At 40.3% G+C, this 22,929-nt stretch carries 24 protein-coding genes; 15 read left to right on the forward strand and 9 right to left on the reverse strand.

What is annotated here, in order from left to right:
- The first annotated feature begins 2 nt into the window (after positions 1–2).
- Together M3205_RS10005 and M3205_RS10010 are read left to right on the forward strand one after the other, a co-directional pair.
- Positions 3–1,190 carry a ParM/StbA family protein gene (locus M3205_RS10005; RefSeq protein ID WP_251169774.1) on the forward strand — a complete coding sequence of 396 codons (1,188 nt, stop codon included), beginning with the start codon at positions 3–5 and terminating at the stop codon, positions 1,188–1,190.
- Positions 1,191–1,192: 2 nt separating this feature from the next.
- Complete coding sequence (locus M3205_RS10010) at positions 1,193–1,564, forward strand: hypothetical protein (RefSeq protein WP_251169775.1); 372 nt, start codon at positions 1,193–1,195, stop codon at positions 1,562–1,564.
- A gap of 88 nt (positions 1,565–1,652) precedes the next feature.
- Here the strand turns inward: M3205_RS10010 and M3205_RS10015 are convergent, their stop codons facing one another.
- On the reverse strand, positions 1,653–2,255 hold the full coding sequence (locus tag M3205_RS10015) for a CotY/CotZ family spore coat protein (RefSeq protein WP_251169776.1): 603 nt from the start codon (positions 2,253–2,255) through the stop codon (positions 1,653–1,655).
- A 255-nt stretch (positions 2,256–2,510) separates the two neighbouring features.
- On the opposite strand from M3205_RS10015, the gene M3205_RS10020 reads away from it, so the two are divergent.
- Positions 2,511–3,887, forward strand: a complete 1,377-nt coding sequence (locus tag M3205_RS10020; RefSeq protein WP_251169777.1) for an N-acetylmuramoyl-L-alanine amidase — start codon at positions 2,511–2,513, stop codon at positions 3,885–3,887.
- A gap of 30 nt (positions 3,888–3,917) precedes the next feature.
- Here the strand turns inward: M3205_RS10020 and trhA are convergent, their stop codons facing one another.
- Positions 3,918–4,565, reverse strand: a complete 648-nt coding sequence (gene trhA / locus M3205_RS10025; RefSeq protein ID WP_251169778.1) for a PAQR family membrane homeostasis protein TrhA — start codon at positions 4,563–4,565, stop codon at positions 3,918–3,920.
- 144 nt (positions 4,566–4,709) lie between these two features.
- Here trhA and M3205_RS10030 point away from each other — a divergent pair, with 144 nt between their 5' ends.
- The gene (locus tag M3205_RS10030) at positions 4,710–5,264 is read left to right on the forward strand and encodes a DUF1836 domain-containing protein (RefSeq protein ID WP_251169779.1); all 555 of its coding nucleotides are present in this window, start codon (positions 4,710–4,712) and stop codon (positions 5,262–5,264) included.
- A gap of 637 nt (positions 5,265–5,901) precedes the next feature.
- Here the strand turns inward: M3205_RS10030 and M3205_RS10035 are convergent.
- Positions 5,902–6,732 (reverse strand): undecaprenyl-diphosphate phosphatase, encoded by an 831-nt coding sequence (locus tag M3205_RS10035; protein ID WP_251169780.1) that lies wholly within the window; start codon positions 6,730–6,732, stop codon positions 5,902–5,904.
- 336 nt (positions 6,733–7,068) lie between these two features.
- On the opposite strand from M3205_RS10035, the gene M3205_RS10040 reads away from it, so the two are divergent.
- The 5 genes from M3205_RS10040 to M3205_RS10060 all read left to right on the forward strand — a co-directional run bounded on the left by M3205_RS10040 (position 7,069) and on the right by M3205_RS10060 (position 11,749).
- Entirely contained in the window at positions 7,069–8,130 is a 1,062-nt protein-coding gene (locus M3205_RS10040; RefSeq protein ID WP_251169781.1) for a multicopper oxidase domain-containing protein, read from the forward strand.
- Positions 8,131–8,249: 119 nt separating this feature from the next.
- Positions 8,250–9,602, forward strand: coding sequence for a right-handed parallel beta-helix repeat-containing protein (locus tag M3205_RS10045; protein WP_251169782.1), 1,353 nt, complete (start codon positions 8,250–8,252; stop codon positions 9,600–9,602).
- Positions 9,592–10,065 (forward strand): nitrous oxide reductase accessory protein NosL, encoded by a 474-nt coding sequence (locus M3205_RS10050; RefSeq protein WP_251169783.1) that lies wholly within the window; start codon positions 9,592–9,594, stop codon positions 10,063–10,065. The genes M3205_RS10045 and M3205_RS10050 overlap by 11 nt, the downstream gene beginning before the upstream one ends.
- Before the next feature lie 30 nt (positions 10,066–10,095).
- On the forward strand, positions 10,096–11,049 hold the full coding sequence (locus M3205_RS10055) for an ABC transporter permease (protein ID WP_251169784.1): 954 nt from the start codon (positions 10,096–10,098) through the stop codon (positions 11,047–11,049).
- Between the two features lies 1 nt (position 11,050).
- Positions 11,051–11,749 carry an ABC transporter ATP-binding protein gene (locus tag M3205_RS10060; protein WP_251169785.1) on the forward strand — a complete coding sequence of 233 codons (699 nt, stop codon included), beginning with the start codon at positions 11,051–11,053 and terminating at the stop codon, positions 11,747–11,749.
- 18 nt (positions 11,750–11,767) lie between these two features.
- Here M3205_RS10060 and M3205_RS10065 read toward each other — a convergent pair whose 3' ends face one another.
- On the reverse strand, positions 11,768–13,060 hold the full coding sequence (locus M3205_RS10065) for a TolB family protein (protein WP_251169786.1): 1,293 nt from the start codon (positions 13,058–13,060) through the stop codon (positions 11,768–11,770).
- Between the two features lie 469 nt (positions 13,061–13,529).
- On the opposite strand from M3205_RS10065, the gene M3205_RS10070 reads away from it, so the two are divergent.
- The 4 genes from M3205_RS10070 to M3205_RS10085 all read left to right on the forward strand — a co-directional run bounded on the left by M3205_RS10070 (position 13,530) and on the right by M3205_RS10085 (position 16,661).
- Positions 13,530–14,759, forward strand: a complete 1,230-nt coding sequence (locus M3205_RS10070; RefSeq protein WP_251169787.1) for a CNNM domain-containing protein — start codon at positions 13,530–13,532, stop codon at positions 14,757–14,759.
- A gap of 178 nt (positions 14,760–14,937) precedes the next feature.
- Positions 14,938–15,087: a hypothetical protein gene (locus M3205_RS10075; RefSeq protein WP_251169788.1), complete on the forward strand. Its 150-nt coding sequence runs from the start codon at positions 14,938–14,940 to the stop codon at positions 15,085–15,087.
- Positions 15,088–15,301: 214 nt separating this feature from the next.
- Positions 15,302–15,937, forward strand: coding sequence for an FMN-dependent NADH-azoreductase (locus M3205_RS10080; RefSeq protein ID WP_251169789.1), 636 nt, complete (start codon positions 15,302–15,304; stop codon positions 15,935–15,937).
- 124 nt (positions 15,938–16,061) lie between these two features.
- Entirely contained in the window at positions 16,062–16,661 is a 600-nt protein-coding gene (locus M3205_RS10085) for a YdcF family protein (RefSeq protein ID WP_251169790.1), read from the forward strand.
- 43 nt (positions 16,662–16,704) lie between these two features.
- Here M3205_RS10085 and M3205_RS10090 read toward each other — a convergent pair whose 3' ends face one another.
- Together M3205_RS10090 and M3205_RS10095 are read right to left on the reverse strand one after the other, a co-directional pair.
- Positions 16,705–17,133: a cell wall hydrolase gene (locus M3205_RS10090; protein ID WP_251169791.1), complete on the reverse strand. Its 429-nt coding sequence runs from the start codon at positions 17,131–17,133 to the stop codon at positions 16,705–16,707.
- Between the two features lie 109 nt (positions 17,134–17,242).
- On the reverse strand, positions 17,243–18,385 hold the full coding sequence (locus tag M3205_RS10095; protein WP_285886237.1) for a CAP domain-containing protein: 1,143 nt from the start codon (positions 18,383–18,385) through the stop codon (positions 17,243–17,245).
- 232 nt (positions 18,386–18,617) lie between these two features.
- On the opposite strand from M3205_RS10095, the gene speD reads away from it, so the two are divergent.
- Positions 18,618–19,442, forward strand: coding sequence for an adenosylmethionine decarboxylase (gene speD / locus M3205_RS10100; RefSeq protein WP_251169812.1), 825 nt, complete (start codon positions 18,618–18,620; stop codon positions 19,440–19,442).
- Positions 19,443–19,649: 207 nt separating this feature from the next.
- Here speD and M3205_RS10105 read toward each other — a convergent pair whose 3' ends face one another.
- Together M3205_RS10105 and M3205_RS25605 are read right to left on the reverse strand one after the other, a co-directional pair.
- A complete protein-coding gene (locus M3205_RS10105; protein WP_251169793.1) occupies positions 19,650–20,585 on the reverse strand; it encodes a MerR family transcriptional regulator in 936 nt (311 codons plus the stop codon).
- Positions 20,586–20,666: 81 nt separating this feature from the next.
- Positions 20,667–20,801 (reverse strand): hypothetical protein, encoded by a 135-nt coding sequence (locus M3205_RS25605; RefSeq protein WP_285886238.1) that lies wholly within the window; start codon positions 20,799–20,801, stop codon positions 20,667–20,669.
- 79 nt (positions 20,802–20,880) lie between these two features.
- Here M3205_RS25605 and M3205_RS10110 point away from each other — a divergent pair, with 79 nt between their 5' ends.
- A complete protein-coding gene (locus tag M3205_RS10110) occupies positions 20,881–21,633 on the forward strand; it encodes a C39 family peptidase (protein WP_251169794.1) in 753 nt (250 codons plus the stop codon).
- Between the two features lie 174 nt (positions 21,634–21,807).
- Here the strand turns inward: M3205_RS10110 and M3205_RS10115 are convergent, their stop codons facing one another.
- The gene (locus M3205_RS10115; RefSeq protein ID WP_251169795.1) at positions 21,808–22,872 is read right to left on the reverse strand and encodes an AbrB family transcriptional regulator; all 1,065 of its coding nucleotides are present in this window, start codon (positions 22,870–22,872) and stop codon (positions 21,808–21,810) included.
- Between the last annotated feature and the right edge of the window lie 57 nt (positions 22,873–22,929).

Below are 22,929 nucleotides of genomic sequence, written 5' to 3' on the forward strand. Positions count from 1 at the left end.
ATATGGAAAGACACAATTTTCTTGCTGTTGATATCGGAAACAGCTGGTATAAAGCGTTAGCTTCTGAAAATGGTATTTTGTCAGAATATCAGATTCCCAATGCTATTGCTTTATTTGATACGGAATTTTACGAAAAGCCTTATGATGACGATGACATCGTGTTTGAAGATAACTTGATTGTGGAGGTAAAAAGCAAGGCTGTTGTAGATCGAAGAGAAATATTTTATATCGGCAAGGGGGCGGCTAAACAGCGGGACGTAAGCCTGACTGCTTTCAATAACCAGAAAGTTGATGAAGACAGAACCTATCTGCTGTTATTTGGTCTTGCAGGCTACCATGCTGCACTTCAGCACCCCGAAGAAACAGAAATCACCTATTCTATTGATCAATTAGCTGTATCTCTTCCAACCACACAGTATAAAGAGAGAAAAACCCGCCTTAAAGACAAACTCGCTGGAACACATACTATCATTTTTCATAAAGTTCCCGGGCTCTCAGAACCAAAGGAGTTAACCGTTAAAATAATCATAAATGATGTAATTGTCGGTGCTGAAGGTGCGTGTGCCTACTTGGGTCTGACAAGAGATCAGGAAACCTTGGGCATTAAAAATGAAGATCTTGTTAAAGAATCACAAAAAGGAATCATCATTGGCGACCTTGGGGGCGACTCAGTCGATTTTGTGGGAATAAAAAATAATAAGCCAGTTGCATCTGTAGAGGGAGAGCCGTTCGGGATCAACCAGTTTCTGGATCACATCATTCAAAGAGTGAGTAAAAAGGAAATGTATCGCTTTGACTCACGTGCCGAACTGGAAGAGAAATTGGCAGAAGGACCTTCAGGATGGTTTGTGGAGCCATTTGCAGGGGTCAGGAAGGATATAAGCAAATACATTTTGCCGCAGTTAAAGTCGATGGCTATCAAATACCTGGAGCATTTTGATCGGGTAAGGAGCAGTTCATCAGAGATTAAAGGGGCTGTCCGATATATCGCTGTTGGAGGAGCTGCCAAACTCGCCCAAAAGCAAATTCAGGAAGCTGCAGCAAAATGGTCGGACAGAGGAAGGCCAATTGAATTAACTTTTCCTGAAAACATGGAAAAACTAAATGTCCTTGGTCTTATGATACTGGCAAAAATGAATCAGCTTAAAAGGGAAAAAGAAAGTAATCATACCATGTCAAACAGAGGTTAAGGATGATGGAAAAACAGAGAACATATACCGACTATGCAAATAAAACAGCCTTAACACTCCCGGATGATTTTATAGATGTTAAAACCGGCAATTCAATAAAAGTTTCACAGAAGATTCTAGAACAAGTCGACTATCATTCTAATAACAATTCGCTGATCCATTTAGTTCTATCCGCTTTAAACAGCTATCTCCATCCTAAAAATATGAACAGTGAGATCATCCTTGCAGAAATTAATGAAATTAAGAAAATGATGCAATCAGGCTATGTGCCAGACCAGACCCCAGCATATAAAGAAATGGCCTTTCAAGGCTCAAAACAGGATGAGGTTGATTTAAAAGAGGTAGAGGATGTACTGGAGGCATTTGGAGGATAATACTTTAAGAAACCAAAAAAGGTGCACCATGCCACTAGGGTGTACCTTTTTTGGTTGGCTGTTTAAATTTGGATGCGCTATGAAACTTTTATAAGCGGACGGCAGGCAGACAGGTAACAGCACAAAAACAAGAAAGGTCCACATTTATACAAATCCCCGTAGGAATAAGATCTTCTACGTTTTCACAGTCGATTTGGCTGCAAGGGGAACAGAAATCTTTTGTATGTGTTTTAAATGGATCTTTGGAGGATTTACATTGCTTGAACGTTAACAGTTCCAATACCGCGCATTTGCCATCAAATTCTTTTATTCTAAAGATGAATGATGTGATACAAGCAAATTTCTTTTCCTTAGTATGATTAGTGAAGGTGGTAACACCTGTGGCTTTGAATGGTTCACAGTTCCCGCAGTATAATAGAAAAGGAATTGTATTCTTTCTTGCCTTCTTATGTCCCCCCATAAGGTCATCAATGGATTCCCGGCAGGAACTCCTGCAGTCATCTTCCATCCCCGCTTTTTTCTGCGCTTTGAAAATGGCTTCCAAAACCTCTTCAACACAATTTCCATAGAAATTTTTCCGGTATTTCCCTTCATCCCATTCCGGTTTTATAGGACAATCACAGTCATAATCATGCTCATGGCAAAAATCATGCCTTTCAAAGTCTTTATTTTTTTTCCCGCACAAACCCATGATTTTTCACTCCCCGAAAAATTAGTTCCACCATTAGCATACGGCTTCACCAAAGATTTTGAATGAGGATGCCGCCTATAAAAGGACAATTTTTTGTGTTTCCTTTTATGGTCAGCAGAAAGAATGGTCATGAGTACAAGCCATTTCATCCGGTAAACATAGAATATTACAGGCAAGTACTTGCAGTATTATAATGATTTATAATGAAAAGGAAAGCTTCAGGTCTTTGAAATATCATTTTAAGGAGTGAACACGATGAAGCTTTATTTAGACCCAGGACATGGAGGGACTGATCCGGGTGCTCAGGGAAATGGAATAAAAGAAAAGGATATTGCTCTTGATATCGCAAAAAATATAAAGAACATCTTAGTTGCAGGTTATCAGAATGTAGAAGTAAAAATGAGCCGTGAAAACGATCAAACAAAAAGTTTGAGCCAAAGAACATCTGAAGCGAATAGCTGGGGGGCTGATTATTACCTGTCTATTCACTGCAATGCAGCAAATGGAGCAGCGAGGGGGTATGAAGATTTTATTCATAGCAGTTTAAGCAGCTCCTCGCAGACCGCCAATTATCAGAATATAATTCATGCTGAAGTTATAAAGATAAATAACCTTATTGATAGAGGGAAGAAGAAGGCAGACTTTCATGTACTGCGTGAATCTGTCATGCCGGCACTCTTATCTGAAAATGGGTTTATTGATAATGCAGCTGATGCAGCACTAATGAAAGATCCTCTGTGGAGACAAAAAGTGGCACAGGGACATGTTAATGGAATCGTTAAAGCCTTTAACCTAAAAGCAAAAACAGCTGTTCCGCCAAAGCCGCCGACGCCAGTCAATCCCAGTAATCTGTATAGAGTGATTGCCGGTTCATTTACAAATAGAAAAAATGCCGAGGACAGAGCATCCTTTCTAAAAAACAAGGGCATTGAATCTGCTATAGCCATTGCTGAAATATCAGGTACAGTCTGGTACCGTGTACAAGCCGGGGCTTTCACTACAAAAGAAAATGCAGAAAAACAGCTGGAAGCAGTGAAAAAAGCAGGCATTACGGATGCCTATATACAGTCAGACGCTCCACCGGCAGTTCCTTCTGAACCCACAGGATTTTCCATTCTCGGCGCAACTCATTTATCGGCTGAGCATATGAATCAATATGTAAAAATGATAAACCCGAATGCCCCCAATTTAGGTTCATTTTATTCAGCTTTTGGAGAATATTACGGAATCAGAGGGGATGCAGCTTTTGCACAGGCCATGCATGAAACCAACTATCTCCGATTTACCGGTGATGTAAAACCAGGCCAGAATAATTTTGCAGGAATCGGCGCAACAGGGAATGGTGCGTCAGGAGCAAGCTTTCCCACACAGGAGGAAGGCGTGCTGGCACATCTGCAGCATTTGTATGCCTACGCATCGACTCAGCCCCTGCCTTCCAAATACAAGTTGGTGGATCCGCGTTTTAGTCTGGTGAAAAGAGGATCGGCTAAGTTATGGAAGGAATTGAACGGAAAATGGGCAGTACCCGGTACTAATTATGCTGAATCTATCCTGAACATTTACAAAAATATGATCAGATTTTCTAATGAAAAACTGGAAGCTGTTTTAAAGGATATTGATGGCAACAAATAAAAAGCGGACCAATCTGGGTCCGCTTTCTTACTATATCACATACATAAACACACAAAGAAAATGTGCCATACTTCCCATCATAATGAAAATATGAAAAATCTCATGAAAACCCAAAGTATTAAATTCAAGGAATTTGGGTTTAACAGCATAAATCACTCCACCGACAGTATAAAGGATGCCTCCGAGTAAAAGAAGCAGGACGCCTGAAAAGCTTAATGATTCAGAGAGAGGTGAGAAAGCGAAAACGATAATCCATCCCATCGCAATGTATAACGCTGTTGAAAGCCATCGAGGACAGTTAAACCAAATCATTTTAAACAGAATGCCCGATAAAGCAACAGCTGTAACAATTCCAAATAAAACCCAGCCGGTAACACCATTTAATGTGATGAGGCAAAAAGGGGTATACGAACCTGCAATTAATACATAAATCATAGAGTGATCAAGTTTTCTTAAAAAGGCAATGACTTTATCTTTAGCGATGACCATATGATAGACAGCAGATGCTGAATAAAGAAGCATCAAACTGATTCCAAAAATAGCAACAGCCGTAATGGCAAGCGGTGAAGAGGTTGTCAGTGAGGCTTTGATCACCATGGCAAGCAATCCGGCAAAGGATAAAATGGCTCCTGCTAAATGGGTTAGTCCGTTGATGGGCTCCCGGATATACGAATTCATACTATCTCCTCCTAATGTTCTTGTATATAGTTTTTATAACTACTTATTATGATATATATAAAACATCATCTAGTCAATGTTTACAATCAGTGTTTTTTTAAGTAGAATTTACTTAACGATAATTGAGGGGTTTGAGGAATTATTATGGAATTGGAAAAACTCATAGCGGATAACCAAATTGAATTGGAGGATATACCACAAATAGACTTATATATGGATCAGGTAATCCAGCTTTTTGAAAATGCCTTTGGCAGTACGACGAGAAATGAAGAGGAAAAAGTGCTGACTAAGACAATGATAAATAACTATGCAAAAGGGAAATTATTTTTTCCAATTAAAAATAAAAAATATTCAAAAGAGCACATTATATTAATTGCTTTTATTTATCAGCTAAAAGGGGCTCTATCCATAAACGATATTAAAAGCCTGCTAACTGGTGTCAACACGAGGACGGAAGAAGGAAAGATGGACCTGGACCATTTTTATCAGCTTTACCTTGATTTGACGAAACTGAATGCCGATGCATTTATGAATGATCTGGAAAAGCAGGCGGGCAGGGCGACGGAGCTAAATGAAGGGCAGCCAGCCCAGCTCGAAAAAGTCCTGCTGGCATCTTCACTCGTTCATATGAGCAACTTATACCGAAAAGCTGCTGAACGCATTGTGGATGAGATAAAGGAGAAAGGCGATGAAAAATAGAAAAGCGGGTACCTTCATTAAAAACGAAAAACACGTCTGTCTCGGGACATCATGTCCGAAATTCTCAATTCAATGATGGCGAATTCTTTATTCGGATCAACCTGTGGGTCCCGCGGTTAATTGTCAGCTTTTCTAAAAATCAGGTTTGAAGGAAGCAGCTTCTGACACACATAGCTTGAAAGCATGGGTTTGTGTCAGAACCAGGAGCAACTTCTGACACACATAGCTTGAAAGCATGGGTTTGTGTCAGAACCAGGAACAACTTCTGACACCACTAGCTTGAAAGCGAGGGGTTGTGTCAGAACCAGGAGCAACTTCTGACACCACTAGCTTGAAAGCATGGGTTTGCGTCAGAACCAGGAGCAACTTCTGACACACATAGCTTGAAAGCATGGGTTTGTGTCAGAACCAGGAACAACTTCTGACACCACTAGCTTGAAAGCGAGGGTATGCGTCAGAACCAGGAGCAACTTCTGACACAAAAAACCACAAATCCCGTAGTCAGAGTCCGAACCACCTTCCAATTATACAATTATACAATTATACAAATCCTCACCATAAACAAATCCCCGCAGCAGAAGTTATCGCGCACCAAACATACAAAAACCCGGGCCGTCACCACAGCCCGGGTTCATTTTTATAGAAATACAAAATAGATAACACCCGCCAGAACGATTCTGTAAATGGCGAAAGGAATCAGTTTAATCTTGCCGATAATCTTCAAGAAGAATCTGATTGAAACTAATGCAAAAATAAATGCACTGACAAATCCTGCAATAAAGAACGGAAGCGCTTCGACTGAGAAGTATTCAAGATTCTTTAATAATGAAAGAAAACTTGCTCCCGCCATGATCGGAACGGCCATGATAAAAGTAAAATCAGCTGCAGCCCTATGTGACAGGCCAAGCAGCACGCCGCCTGATATGGTGGAACCTGAACGCGAGAATCCTGGCCAAAGGGAGAAACACTGTATAAATCCAATAGATAAAGCCTGTTTATAGGTGATTTGATCAACAGAAACTGTCTTCGGGTTTTTGGCTCCAAAAATATCAGCAAAAATCATCAGAAAAGCACCAATGACCAAACCAATCAGTACCGTCTCAGTTGAGAACAAATGTTCATCAATATAATCCTCAAATAAAACACCAAGAATCCCTGCAGGAATTAACCCGACAATGACTTGTGATAGTTTCAGGCGGATTTGTTTTTCTTCCGAGCTTTTATTACGTCCCCCGAGGCCGAGCATTTCAATGAACCGGTCCCTGAAAATAATTACAACCGCTAAAATGGAACCGAGCTGAATAACGACTTTAAAGGTATTTGCTTCATATTTAGACAAAAACTCTTTTGTATTTAACCACATATCATCCACAATAATCATATGTCCTGTTGATGAGACTGGGGCAAACTCTGTCATTCCTTCAACAAACCCCAATATAATTGCTTTCAAAATCACAATAAATTCCATACTGTAAAATTCTCCTTTTATTCTGATACAAACAACTCCATTTAATGATTATAAACCATTTGAGAAGATAGGAACACTTTTTCACAAACTAATATAGATGTAAACTGTCTATTAATTCAACTGAAAAATGGCTTTTGCAAACTAGTCAATTGCAGGAAGAAATCCTCATTTAAGATATGTGAAATCAAAAGGAGCTTAACTAAATAATGGTTCGTTCACTAATTCACAAACTCTTCACAGAATTCCAAAGTCTTGTGAGAAATATCACCAATTTTAGAGCTGATTTACCATATGATAAAAGCAGATAAACCAATCGATTAAAAGGAGGAAATTAAGATGAGAAATGGATCTAAATATCTGCTTACTTCTGCAATAGGCATTGGCTTGATGACGGGATGCAACCAGTGGGCAGCACCTGAAAATGCCCTTCAGCCCGAGGAAAAAGTGCTGGCTGCAGAAACCCAGCAGCCTGAAGCAATCGCTCCGCACAAAGATTTAAATCAGAAGCCTATTCCATTGAAGATTGAAAGAGTCGGGGAGAATGAAGTGAATGTTGAAATGACTTCCCAAATTACAGATATCGAGATCGATAAAGGAAAATTCTATAAAGCATGGACATTTAACGGGGAAGCACCTGGACCGGTAGTAGTTGTCAATGAAGGGGACACAATCAATTTCACCTTAAAAAACATGGATCCGGCAATTCCGCACAGCATGGATTTTCACGCCGTACATGCAGCTCCATCAAAAGACTTCTCCAACGTCAAGCCTGATGAGACAGGAACATTTAGTTACCCTGCCAATAAACCGGGCGTGTTTATGTATCACTGCGGAACTTCACCGGTATTATCACATATCGCAAACGGAATGCACGGAACGATTATTGTTAAGCCAAAAGCCGGCTATCCGACAGATAAAGAGATTGATAGAGAATATACAATTATTCAAAACGAATGGTATAAATACAATGACCTTGATGATTTTACAAATGGGGTTCCGAGTCATGTGGTTTTCTCAACAAAGGCGCTTAAAGAGGGAAATCCTAATACAAATGGGGATACGTTCACACTTAAAGACAATCCGCTTCTGGCTAAAGTAGGGGATAAAGTACGGATATATGTAAATAATGTGGGGCCAAACGAAGTTAGCTCTTTCCATGTGGTTGGTACGGTATTTGATGATGTATACATTGACGGCAACCCTTTTAACCATTACAAAGGTCTCCAGACGGTCATGCTCCCGGCTAGCGGCGGAGCTGTTGTGGAATTTACCGTAACGAAGGAAGGCAGCTACCCAATCGTGACGCATCAATTTAACCATGCACAAAAAGGAGCCGTCGCCATTCTAAAGGTAACTGCGACCGGTGAAGACGACGGTAAGGCTACAATGAGCCACTAAATATAAATAAACATCAACTCAAACTAAATTATACAAGAGAAAAATAAAAAAAGGAATACTTTTCCGGCTATCTTCTAAAAGATAGCCGGAACGCATATTTCCGGGCAGGTGATCGCTGAGTGTATAAAAAAATCGGATGGTTTCTATTAATCTTCAGTATGATCCTGGCCGGAAAAGCTTCCGCTCAGGAATTCTCTGCAGCATCTTCAAAGGAGCTGAGAGAAGCGTTGTCGGATCCGAGTGTATCAGTCATTAAAATACAAACTGGAATATATGAAGGCAATTTTTCAATAGAGAGAAAAGTTCATATTATCGGGGATAAAGGAACAAGATTTATAGGATCTGAAAATGGCCATGTGCTGACAATTTCAGGTGATGATGTCATAGTCGAAAACCTTGAAGTGGAGGGTAGCGGTTCACAGAATGCCGGAATCTATGTGACAGGAGATCGTGCCTATCTTCAACATATAGCGTTGAGGAATGTTTTTCACGGCATATATGCAAGGAATTCATATGGACACCGGTTTGAAAATAATCTCATTACAAGCTTTCAGAGTAAGAACCGTCACAAGGGCTTTGGAATCTATTTGGTTGAAGCTCCGAATACTTCGGTTAAAAATAATTACTTCTTTCACACTCAGGACGGTGTTTATGTGTCCTATTCTGATTTTTGCGAGGTCTCAGGGAACATCATGTCCAAAGCACGCTATGGCGTGCACACAATGGATTCCCGTAATATTTTAATTGCTGACAATAGGGTGACCGAAAGCATCAACGGACTCATGATCATGCAAAGCTATGAAGTATTTATCCTGGAAAACTATTTTTATAAGAATACAGAAAATGAGGGTGCCGGGATTTTTATGTATGACACATTTGATTCTAAAATTGCTTCCAATATTGTGAGGGGCAATTTCAGGGGAATGATTCTTGAAAATGCACAGCGGAACAGGCTTAAATTTAATCAGATTCAGGAAAATGATACCGGCCTGGTAATGGGGAAGAATTCAAATGATAATATCATTTATTTAAATAACTTTTCCGGGAATACAAAGCAAATCATCTCTGAAAAAGATAACAGGAATCTATTCAGCAAGGATACATATGGCAACTATTTTGATGATCATCAATTATTAAATCTGGATCAGGATCATAAAGTGGACTTTGCCTATAAAAGCGGGGATGTTTTTTATCAGATGGCAGATGAAGAGCCTTTACTGCAGATCTTTTATCAAAGTCCTGCCGTAGAATTGTGGAATATGATTGAACAATACACTCCGATTCTATCAGATGCCTTTATCATGGATGAGTCACCGCTTGCTGAACCTGCACCTGTAAAACAGAAAGAACTCAAATCAGAAAAAAGGAATGCCCGTCCTAGCCGTGAACCTTCTTTAATCTTGTTCTATTTCCTTATCACTTTAACCAGTTTGTTTATATTGAATTATGGGAGGAAGCACTATGAAATTTAAACCTGTTCTCCTAATGGCTGTTCTCGCAATATTGCTGAGTGCTTGTTCTTCACCAGCTTCGGAGCCTGCAGAAATTAAACTGAATCAGGATAACTGTGATGCCTGTAACATGGGAATCGCTGATTTGGATTCTGCTGCACAGCTAATTTTAAAAAGTGGTGAGCCTGTATTGTTCGATGATATTGGATGTATGGCACAATATTTACAGTCAGAGAAGCCTGAATATGAGGCTGCTTTTGTACATGATTATCTCAGCAGGGAATGGATATCGTTTGATGCTGCTGCATTTATACATCACAGCGATATTAACAGCCCCATGAGCTATGGAATAGCAGCTTTTGAATCATTGAAAAAAGCCAAGGAATACCGAAAGAAGCACGGTGGAACTGTATACTCCAAAGATGAGCTTCTGGAAGCTGATATGAAGAGCTTTAAAGGAGACGGAAAGAACCACAGCCATTAACGATATCCCTCAGCAGGAGGAGGAATCAAGATGAATCCCGTACTTTTGTATACTATGACAAAACATGAACTGCGGCTTCTGTTAAGAAGCAGATGGCTTGTAAATTTTATGATTCTATTTTTCTTTCTGGCAGTTCTCCTTTATTTGTATGGCCTTCAGTCTGCTAAATCCGATCCTGCTGAAGTAACGTATGGGCTGGACGGTGTTAATGACAATATTGAGACAATGGGTGTGAACCCGGAATATTACGGCCTTAAAGAAATAAAGGCGGAAGAGGGCAATGCAGCGGGATTCAGCCAGTCCGCCTACAACCGTTCGATTGCCATGCTGATCAATCTATCTCTTTGGATGATCCCGGTCATCTGCATGATTCTTGGCGGGAGTTCCATTATTGCCGATAAAGAAAATGGGCGATTATCCTTATACAGAACCTATCAGGCATCTTCAGGATACTATCTGATCAGTAAATTCCTGTCTTTAGTCCTCTCGTTATTTTTTGTAACAGGTATTTCATATGGGTTATTCGGCTTGATTTTCTCTTTAGCAGGCAGCTCTTTTGCAGCCCATATTTATCAGGTTTTTCTGCTGGTGAATATGATTTTAATCCTTGTATTTTCAGCGGCATCCTTACTGATTGGAGCCCTTTCCAAAACAAGGATGCAGGGACTGTCAGCAGCCATTTTATTATGGATTTTAATGGTGTTTGTATACGAATTTATCATCTTTACTATTATCGGGTGGGTTCCATATGCATTCAAGCAAAACAGCCTGTTCTTGTTTATCCTTCTGAACCCGGTTGAATCCGTCCGCGTATGGTCGATCTCTAAATTGAATTCTGAATATGTATTTGGACCTGAATACCTCATAATCGAAAAGTGGGGGGCAAATGGGTCTTTAGCAATTGCCCTAACAGTATCCATCTCACTCATAATTCTTATCACCATCCTATCTTCAGCCCGGCTTTTAACGAAAAGAGGTGTATAAAATGATAGTGGAATTGAAGGAGTTATCGAAAGCATATAAAAAGAAGACAGTATTAGCACCGCTGAATCTCCACATTGATCAGGGGGAATGTATCGTATTATGCGGGGGGAATGGAGCCGGAAAAAGTACGATGATTAAGATGCTTACAGGTGTTGAAAGTCCTACCACTGGAAGTGTGGTGTTCCATTCGAAACAGCGGAAGCCATTTGCTTACATGCCTGACCAGATGATGTTTCCTGCAGAGCTTACCCCCTATGAAATCCTTGATTATTATAGACGATTCTTAAATAAGAACAAGGAAACGATCAAATTGGCTTTAGAAAAAACTGGCTTATGGAGCGAACGGAACCAGAAAGCTGGAGGATTTTCAAAAGGGATGAGTCAGCGTCTTAATCTGGCTCAATGTCTGCTCGCCGATACGGACATCTATATCCTTGATGAACCGACAGACGGATTGGATCCCTATTGGGTTATTCAGCTGAAAAAGATAATAAAGGAGTTGAAAGTTAAGAATAAAACGATCATTATCAGCAGCCACATTATGAGAGACGCTATAGAAATCGCCGACAAACTGATTATCTTATTTAACGGGAAAATAAAATTTCACGGAACACTTGATCAAGCTTACAGAGAATACAAATGTTCCTCATTAGAGGAGGTATTCCTTTCTATACATAAAAAGGAACACCAATCGGACTGAAACAAAGAGCGATTCCATTTAGGAACCGCTTTTTTGACCATTGTTTTCATAAAATGAATATTGTTCAACATCCTTTGCCCATAGCTTCGCATTTTTTCCGTTAAGCTCAGCAACCCATATGTCTCCTTTTTGCCCGGCAAGCTTTTTTCTGACCCAAGTTAATTTGCCGGCCGTCTTTAAATAAAGAGGGTTATAATCTCCAATTGAATTTTTGGGATAGGTGATTCTCGTCTGCTGGGTTTTATTGAGCTGAATCAGACATAGTGTTGGTTCGGGCCGCCGTTGCGGATCGTTTGACCATTCGCTTTCATCTACGCGTGAAGCTACGAGCCTTTCATTATCCACCCACGTAAAGCCCATTTCCGCAAATTTAGCAGGGGTAAGGTTCAAGGTTTTAAAAGCTGGCAATTCAGCCACCTTCAATTTTTTGTTTTTGAAGCCCATGACAATTCTGCCCCCGCCCGCAATGTAGCCCAATAAATTCCTTCCCGGCGCCCACTTAGGAACGTCCAGATGAAGGATCATCTCATCAAGAACTTCAAAATTCTTCCCATCAGGAGAAATGACACAAACCATATCACTGTCCATAGCCAGGGATGCAGTTGGACTCACTATGAAAGAGATCCATTTCCCGTCCGGTGAGAATTCCAACGTGGTAGCGTTTATGGACATAATGGTTGCCTTGCCGTTGCCTATTTCCTTAGGTATAGTAAAGATCGGTTTCACATGCTGAGTCAAATTCATGTCCTCAAGTTGTTCCGGCAGCTGAACCTTATATAGAATGGGACTGGTCCAGCCGTCCGGCTTTAAGACGGCGCTTGATGATAAAATAAATCCTTTTCCGTCAGGATACCAATTATAATCATCTACTCCTAAAGCGATATTATGGAATTGATCCAGATCCGATATGTTTAAGACTCCGTTGCTGGTGAAAGCAATCCTATAATCGGAAGGTGCCCATTTGGCATTCCCGCCCCCTTGAATAATCCTTTTATGCTTCTTTGACTTTACATTGTATACCCATATCTCTGTGCTGTTTTCCATATCAGGCGCTTGGGGTTCCTGCGATTTTTTTTCGTATAGGAGCCATTGGCCATCATAGGACCACTTTGGCGTATTTGTGAAATTTCCAGGTTCCGCAGTAATCTGTTCTTCAGCCGCTCCGGTCTTGATCCACAAATAGCCATTTCGTATAAAAGCTGCCTGCAAATGGTTTTCTGCCGTATCTCCCCATGCATCTGACGGGATAATAAACAGGAAGCAGCAAAGCAGCAAAATCAGCTTGCGCATATTCTTCTCATCTTCCTTCAAGTTACTTAATCATGCTTATTATGGACAAAGAGTGTTATTTTATCGCAGTCTAACGGGCAGTAAGACCCCCACTTCAAGACTCAGAGGAATCCAAGGAGGATAAGCGGGGGTCAAACTGCTCGTAAAGGCCCGATTGGTGAGATACAGTGAAACTTGCCGACGCGCAGGCAGAGGCTTAGTTGAACCAATCGGGTTCGTAGTGTCGATTGATAGAAGCGCTAGCGGAGATCTTAGCGACACTAGAACGCGACTAACAATCAGTGGGGGATAAGGAAAACCCCCACTGATTGAAGTTTCACTTTATTGAAAGCAAATGAAAGAGCAGATTGAATAAAAGCTATAAGTTTTCGATATAATTTCAATTACTTTAAAATGATGGTTTAGCAGATAAAATTGCCCAGCTCCGTTTTTTCGGATGCTAAACAGGGAAAAACACTTAAAAACGGATTAATATTGGAGGAAATCAACTTTGTTCATTGCTATTGTATTTTTTATGTTCATGTCCTTTTTCCTGTCAGGAAGTGAGACTGCCTTAACGGCTGTTAACAAAATGAAATTAAAATCCAGAGCAGATAATAATGATAAGAAAGCACAAAGAATTTTGGATGTGGTATCAAAGCCTGATGAGATGATTACATCCATTTTGATTGGCAATAATATTGCAAATATCATGCTGCCTACACTGGTTACTATCATTGCGCTTGACTATGATTTCAACGTAGGGGTGGCAACGGGTATTCTGACTGTAGCACTCATTTTATTTGCGGAAGTTCTACCAAAATCCATCGCTGCAAGCTTTGCCGACAAAATTGCTTATCTTGTATTTCCGGTCATTAGAATCCTAATGCTGATCTTAAAGCCAGTGACTTTTCTAATATCCAGGTTCACGGGGGGAATCATTAAATTTCTTTCAAAAAATAATGGAGATGCTGTATCTGTATCCAAGGAAGAGCTTATTACCATGGTTGATATAGCAGCAAGCGAAGGAACCTTCCATCAAGAAGAAACACAACGAATTAAAGGAATCATTGACTTTTATAATTTAGATGTCAGCGATGCGCTAAAAACACCGCGAATGGAGATTGAAGGCATTCCATATGAAGCAACGATAGATGAAGCAAAGAATATTGTGCTGGATAATCGTTTTACAAGATATCCGGTGTACAAAGATAATATGGATAACATTATCGGGGTTTTCCATGCTAAGGTTTTGCTCTCATGGTCCAATCAGCCAGAGAAATCCCTAAAGGATTTTACCGACTTAGAGCCTTTATTTGTCTATGAATTTCATAGCATTGACAAAGTATTCAAAATGATGATGAAAGAAAGGAAACACCTGGCCATTGTTCTTGATGAATATGGCGGAACGAAAGGCATCATCACCCATGAGGATATTCTTGAAGCAATGCTGGGCCAGGAAATTGAAGACGAAACGGATGAAAATGCAGAAGTACTGATTGACGAATTAACGGAAAACCATATTATGGTTCATGGGAAACTGGCAATCCGCAGAATCAATGAAGTATTTAAAACAAAAATTCCCGAAGAGGAAGACATTCTTGCAGGATTTTTATTAAAAGAACTGGGGCATTTTCCTGAAGAAGGGGAAACATTCGAATACCACCATCTACATTTTGAAATAAAGTCAATTGAAGCCAGCAGAATTAAATTGGTCGATATTAAGAAAAAAACACCTTGATGTATATGAGCATTATTTTCCCGACGGAAATAATGCTTTTTTATTATAAATAAATAAGCCAGGAAAGAATGGGGGACAATAGTTACAGGAATATAAAAAATATATTTTTATTTTCTGAAAAATAGGTCTTTTTTAGTATATAATATAATTAAAATAAAATTTCCGAGGTGAGCTTAACATGGAAAACAAACCATTTCATTATGACGGAAGCGTGCAAATGAACTACGAAACAGACAGTGAAGCAACTTCAAGTATTCCTTTTGAAATAACGGATGAAATGAGAAAGAGTATCGGAACCAATCCATATTCAACTAAAGAACAAGAATAAATATGGACCCAATGAGGGTTCTTTTTTTTTGAGATTTTCTACTATAAATTTTGGGTATTAAAATATACCATGAGCAAATCATTTGAAAATCTTTTTTAATTTGAATATGATTATCTCGGATTAAGAATAAAAATGATCATTCTGCAGGATGAATACATATTTTACTTCTGATTCAAACTATATTGACTACTCAAATTGGAAAGGTGATAACATTATGGCTCAGGTATTATATATCACAGCACACCCTCATGATGATAAGGTGTCCTATAGCATGGCAGCAGGAAAAGCATTTATTGATTCGTACAAGGATGCTAATCCAAATGACGAAATCGTTCATATTGATTTATACAAGGAAAATATCCCGGCAATCGATGTTGATGTTTTCAGCGGATGGGGCAAGCTTCAGTCAGGCAAAGGTTTCGATGAACTGTCTGAAGATGAAAAGACAAAAGTAGGCCGCTTATCCGAACTAAGCGAGCAGTTTGTTGCAGCTGATAAATATGTGTTTGTTACACCGCTTTGGAACTTCTCGTTCCCTCCGGTAATGAAAGCGTATCTTGATTCTGTGGCAGTAGCAGGCAAGACATTTAAATATACAGCTGAAGGCCCAATCGGGTTATTGACTGACAAAAAGGCAATTCACATTCAGGCTCGTGGAGGCATCTATTCCGAAGGGCCTGCAGCAGAGATGGAAATGGGTCACCGCTATTTAACAGTATTAATGCAATTCTTCGGCGTTCCTTCATTCGACGGTCTGTTTGTGGAAGGGCACAATGCAATGCCTGATAAAGCAGAAGAAATCAAAGCTGATGCAATTGCCCGGGCAAAAGACAAAGCGAAAACATTCTAAACAAAAGCAGCGGATTTCCGCTGCTTTTTCTTTTTGAATAGGCATCTATAAGTAGAGCTCTTGTCCCGTAAGAATAGTATAATACAGGAAGTTAATACGCTGGGAACGAAAGGGGGAAAGCTTTGTGAAAATCTCGGAATTCAGCCCCAGCCATTTAAATGAGGATGATGTTTCCAAATTGCTTTATGACGGAATTGAGGATAATCTGCAAAAAGGAGATTTAATTTTTGTTCCTGGAAGCAGCAAAGCAGCAGAATATCGATTGCCTGAAGCTGTCAGGCTTTATCAGGAAGGAAGGGCAACAAAGCTGCTTTTCTCAGGTGGTGTAAAATGGCCGGGAAATGAATTAACTGAAGCAGAAATGTTAATGAAAAAAGCAATCTTGTACGGAATCCCTTCAAATGATCTATTCATTGAAAATAGTTCTCTCCATACAAAAGAAAATGTGCTTGGCTCCTTGCTGGTTTTGGACCGGATGTGCGGGCTGGAGAACATCACTAACATCATCATTGTGACGGCGCCATTTCATATGAGGAGGCTGCACTTAACATTGTTGACGTATATGCCGAATTGGATTAACTATTCTCTAGTATGTTCTGATGATGGTTCAACCGGGAAAGAGAAATGGAAGAAGCATCCATACGGGAGAAAAAGAGCGTTTGATGAAGCCCAGAAAATAATTGATTACGTGAATAAGGGCATTCTGATAGATCAGGAAATCTAATGACAAGAAAAACCCCGCCAGTATCCAATCGGCGGGATCCTTATTAAAATGTATTATAAATATTCTCGCATTCTTCCGCTGTAGGTTCGTAAAAGCAATGTTGCTTAAATTTACCTGCAAACGGCTGATTGTACCATGTGGGCGGACATTCCCCGGGTGGCCTGAAATACCATAGTGCAAATTTAGAGGGCCAAATCCTTTCACCTTTTACAGCCCTCCGTGCGAGTCTTCTCTCCACTTCTCTTGGCCGCTGATAAAAATAACTTTTCTGAACTGCTTCAAAAGCATGCGGTTGATGTATCATCTCAGGGATAGTGCGAATTCCTTTGAAATCAGAACAATTTCCCCTGATTCGGTTAACGCCTACATTTCCCACCATTAACATGCCCTGCTGGCCTTCTCCTTCAGCCTCTGCCCGTAAAAGGCGGGCCAGTAAATCTATATCCTGTTCGCGTGCCTTTACCACTGCCATTCTGACTCACCACCGTTACCCAATATTAGTTAAGGCTGATATAGGGTATGCACATAAGAGGGAGATGTGCTTATAGCAAGAGAAAAGGCTCCGGCAGAAGCAGGAGCTTTTAATTGGCATAAAAATTTTCGGTATAATAAGGCTGTGATTTTGAATTAAAAGCGACACCAACACCCAAAAATTCATAATCCGCACGCAGAATGTTTTTGCGGTGACCTTCCGAGTTCATTAATCCTTCATGAGCAAAGATACTGCTGAATTGGCCGGAAGCAAGGTTTTCCCCGGCTAACATAAACGAAACTTCATCCGACTGCATTCTGTCAAAAGGGGAGAGGCCCTGCAGATTGGTATGGTCAAAATAATTGTTCTCTGCCATATCGCTGCTGTGTTTACGCGCCGTACCCTTAACTGTATCGTCCCACTCCAGAACGGGCACTCCATGAGTTACTCTCTCTGCATTGGTAATATCGAACAGCTGCCATTCAAATCCTTCTTTTAGAACACTGCTGGCATTTGCATAAAAGGAATTTTTTTGCTTTTCAAGTGATTTGCTGATTATTTGAATGGATGTGACCGTATTGTCACGATGCTTATCATAAAAAATGGTTATGTAATTCCCATCCAGTTCGTATAAGTCATAATCACGATTCTCCTCAAGCTGGAAGATGACCAAGTCTTTTCTCATACTATCCAGCGGCTTTCCAAGCTGCTGTGCCACAGATGACTTTGGCGTCCCGTAGGCAATATCTTTTGAAGAAGAAATCAGATCCTGATTTGTATAGATGCCCGCTGCTTTTTCCTGCTTATCATAAGCAACCATTACGAAATTTTGATAGTGGTCGTGATAGGCATGCCAGTCTGTTCCATATTCATTCTCGGAGATACGATTGGAGGGACCAAGGTTTTTTTCGATTTCCGCCTTATCATCTCCTATTACTATGTTATGAATAGAAAAGGTTTGTTCCTCAGGAGCTTCCAAAACAGGTTTTTCGGCTTTATCCTCTGGAGAATGATTTTTATTCCCGGTATATTGCCCTATAGTCATGAGAAATTGATCCGCCCAGTTTTGCGCCTTCTCCATAACGCCCGTTATTAAATTCTGGAAATCCTCATTATCTTTAAAAAGCTGAATATCTGTTTTTATATTATCCATTACAGTTCCTGACTTAGAATCATCAGCTGATTTTTCATCCGGCTGCGAAAAAGCGAAACCGAGAAATAACAGGATAAGTATAAATAAAACCTTCCTCAAATAATCTCCTCCCATGCACCTTTAAACCCAATATCAAAGGTATACCCATCCATTATAAGATCTAAAAATACGGAATTGCAAAACATTGCGGCTTTCCTTATTTTTCTACCCTGTTTGCCTGGTGCTTTAACCGTGATTCGATATTTTCCGTTTTTAATAGCACAGTTGGGGTAACATAATTATAAAAATGAAAAATGAAAGATGAAAGATGAACTGCAAAGGGGGAAGCATGATGAAACTAACACCTGAACAAAGAATTGAACTCCATGGATTTAATAATCTGACAAAATCGCTCAGCTTTAATATGTATGATATTTGTTATACAAGGACAAGGGAGGAGCGTGAAGCCTATATAGATTATATTGATGAGGAATATAGCGCGGAGCGGCTCACAAAAATACTTACGGATGTTTCTGATATTATTGGTGCACATGTCCTGAATGTAGCACAGCAGGATTATGTGCCACAAGGTGCAAGTGTGACGGTTCTTGTATCTGAAGGGCCAGTAGTGGAAGTACCGGCTGAATCTTATGATGAATCTCCCGGACCCCTTCCGGATAACGTAGTCATGCAGCTGGATAAAAGCCATATTACCGTTCATACCTATCCTGAATATCATCCTGACGAAGGCATCAGCACATTCAGGGCAGATATAGATGTATCCACCTGCGGAGAAATTTCCCCGCTAAAAGCCCTTAATTACTTGATTCATTCTTTTGATACTGACATCATGATTATAGATTACAGAGTCAGGGGATTTACACGGGACAAGGACGGGAAGAAACTCTATATCGATCATGATATCAGTTCGATCCAGAATTATATTCCCGATGAAGCAAAAGAAGATTTTGATATGATCGACGTAAATATATATCAGGCTCACACCTTTCATACTAAATGCAAAATAAGGGATTTCGATTTGGATAATTATTTATTTGGATACACTAAGGACACACTTAATCCAAAGGACGCCGAAGAGATTACTGAGCGGCTTAAAACAGAGATGGACGAAATTTTTTACGGAAAGAATATTAAACCCGGTTCTATATCAGAGTAAACGTGAAGGCTCCCAATCAGGGAGTCTTTTTTTAGTACACCCGAATTCAGGAAATGATAAAACCGGAGTGCATTGGGAGCAGGGAACTATTAAGGAGCAGTCTCTGCTTCGCCAAACCGAAAAGAGTTAGCAAATAAGCACAGTTAGAGCCAGGAAAATTGGGTTTTCCTGGCTCTTTTCTTAATTCCACCTCAATCTAAGGTTTATTTATTTCCAGAATTCCCACCATTTTTTTTCTGGTTCCTGTGCAGCTGCCGCGCTTCGGAAAGAAACAATCATATCCTGAAAAACATCTTCCCGCTGCTTTACTTCATGCCAATATTGCTCCCGCTCTTTATTAATGGTTTCGATATAAATTTCCCGATCAGTATTTAATGTTTCTATCAGCGAGCTGATTTCGGTGCTGGTCACTTCGGCGGAAGAGGAGATGTAATGAATCATGGTTTTGAACTCTTCAGAAGATGCTTCCGATGATTCTGTCAGTTTGTTTGTCAAATGATGAATTTGATCGGAAGTGCGTTTCGAACTTTTCGCAACCCTCTTCGAAAGAGTTCCGAATGCTTCAGAAGTTTCTTCCGAATTCTGCTCAATCCTCGCTGACAGTGATTCGATTTCCGCTTTTGTTTTTTCGCCTGATTTGTAGATTGAATCCGAAAGGCTTTTAACGGTATGCAATGACCCTTTGCTAATCTCTTTTTTCACTTCTTCCATAACTTCCTTTCGAACGCCGCTGCGGATTTCATTTCTTATATCTGTAAGTAAACTGTCCCTGAAGTTTTCCATCAAAACCATGAATTGTTCTGCATCCATGACTGGATCAGGCTCTTTATGTATGGCAGTTTCCTGTTCTACTGTTGCCAAAGCGTTTTCATTTTCAGGCGAAGCCATTCCAGGAGCAAGGTCCATATGTTTTTGCATTAATTCCCGAATCATTTCCTTGCTCAGGTTTTTATCCCGCATTTGCTTCACTTTTTCAAGCAATGCAATTTCATGGTCTGTATAAAAACGGGCTCCTTGTTTAGAACGTGGAATCAGTAAAAGTCCATTTAAATCCTTTTCCCATTGCCTTAAGGTCCCGGGAGGCACATTCAGCATTTTCGAAACCTCTTTAATTGTATAAGCTTTCATATATTGTGTATCCATTTAACTCAGCCCTTTCCAAAATAGATTCTGAATCATTCGGAAGCGGGTTCCGAATCAACTTCTACTAACCTATTCAGCATGTTATCCCTCTTTTTCCTGCTGCATGACAAAAGCTATCAAAACAAGACCTTTTTCATCAGAAAAAAGCAAAAAACCGTTATCTTGACAAAAACTCTCAAAAAATTCGCCTATCATCAGGAGATTTGTCTTATCCATGCGGGTATGGCACAATGGTGGGTGAGTTAGCAAACTAGAATATTATGAAAACAGCGAAATGAAAAGGGAGTTTGATCAATTGGGTAATAGAATTATCGCAATGTCTATAGCTGCCGGGGTTGGATTGTCTCTGACTGTGGGAGGCATAAAGATGGGGAGCAATGAACACTCAAATGAAAAGGAAATTTCCTATACAGCTGTTCCACATGCGGAGGCTAAGCATGCACCGCCTGTGAAGCAGGAAATTCAGAAGCAATCGGTGCTTCTGGATGTACCATTGTACAACCAAATGGATCACCCGCGTTTATATAATGGTTGTGAGATTACCAGTTTGGCAATGATTATAAGCTATGAAGGCATAAAAGTTTCAAAGAATGAGTTGGCAAAGGAAGTTAATCGGGTTCCGCTCAGATATAGCGGAGGCGGGTACGGGAATCCCAATGAGGGCTTTGTCGGCAATATGGAAGATGGTCCGGGATTGGGCGTTTATGAGGGGCCGATATTCGATCTGGCTAAAAAGTACTTTCCTGACCGTGCTGAGAATCTAACTGGCAAGCCGTTTGATGTGCTTCTTGAAAAAGTAGCGAAAGGGTCGCCGGTCTGGATCATTACAACCGCAAGTCTGTCACCCGCTGCATCTTTTGAGACTTGGAATACACCTGGCGGACCGGTGGATGTAACCTTCCAGATGCATAGTGTAGCCATAACCGGGTATGATAAGGAAAATATCTATATTAACGATCCCTATGGCACGAAGAATAAAAAGGTGCCTAAACAGCAGTTTATAGAAGCCTGGGAGCTAATGGGGTCACAGGCTATAGTCATTAACTAGCAAAATAGTAAAAGAGGCTGGGACAGAACTAAATTGTCCGTTGTTAAAGCCGAATGATTTCTATTTTAAAAAGTAATAAAAATAAAAGAAACGAACTATTACGAAACTCTAAATCAGAATTTCGAATAATAGTTCGTTTTTTTCTTTGGTCGAAATGCTTTTGTCCCAGCCCCTTTATTCGCTTGAGGTTTTCAATCTCTTAAACTTCAAAAACATCCATTTTAAAAGTGGCGGAACCACAAAGAAGATAAAGAATAAGCGAAAAAGCTGATATCCTGTAACGATGGCCAGGTCTGCTCCAGTTTCATGGGCCATGATAGCCATTTGATCCATTCCTCCAGGTGCAAGGCTCAGTAATCCGGTGGCAGGGGAAATATGAAAAGCATATATAACCCAAAAACTAAGCAGAACTGAACACACCATGAGAAGCAGACCGCTTAAGACAGCAAGTGAAATCGTTTTAACCTTATGATCCAGTTTTTCAGGCTTCATCATCATGCCGATATGTGCTCCAATTAATAGCTGTGATAGATCCAGAACAGAGGAAGGAAGCTCTGGCCCATTAATGCCGGAAATAACAAGGGCAGCTGTTCCCATAATCGGACCGAGAAGGGGTGCAGTAGGGAGCTTCAGGCGTTTGCTGAGGATAATACCTGCAAAGGAAACCAGTGCGAAGAGAAAAATATCAGGAAATAAATCTCTCCATAATGGTTCTGCAGCTGTAAAACCAGATCCCCCAGTAATGTTCATCCAAGGTCCGAAAACCAGAGCAGGGACTGTGAAAATAATCATGAACAGTCTTGCAACCTGCATAAAGGTAACTACAGTGATATCGATTCCTTTGACTTCCTCTGCCAGAAGAATCATTTGTGATAGACCTCCTGGAATACTGCCAATCAGAACTGTCGGATAATCGATGCCCATTAATCTGGAAATGAGAAGTGCTGAGAGGGCACAGAAGAGAATAAGGGCAACCGTAATTAGCATAATAAATGGCAGCTTCTTAAGAATCAGCAGGACCGCATCCTGTGTAAAGGAAAGGCCAATGCTGTAGCCGACAATAATAATCCCTGCATCGCGAAGAGCGGCGGGCCAGTAGAAGGGAATTTTGCTGAGCCGGCTTCCAATCATGACAGCAGTTAATGCCCCGAGTAAAAAGGCGACCGGAACATTTAATAAAGAAAATAAACCTGCACCTGCTGCAGCAGTACAAAAGGTGATAAAAATATTTTTTTTCACGCAAAAACCTTCTTTTCTTTTGATTACCTAAAGATATTTATAACATATGTTAACAAT

The organism is Cytobacillus firmus, from assembly GCF_023715565.1.
GTDB lineage: Bacteria > Bacillota > Bacilli > Bacillales > Cytobacillaceae > Cytobacillus > Cytobacillus firmus_C.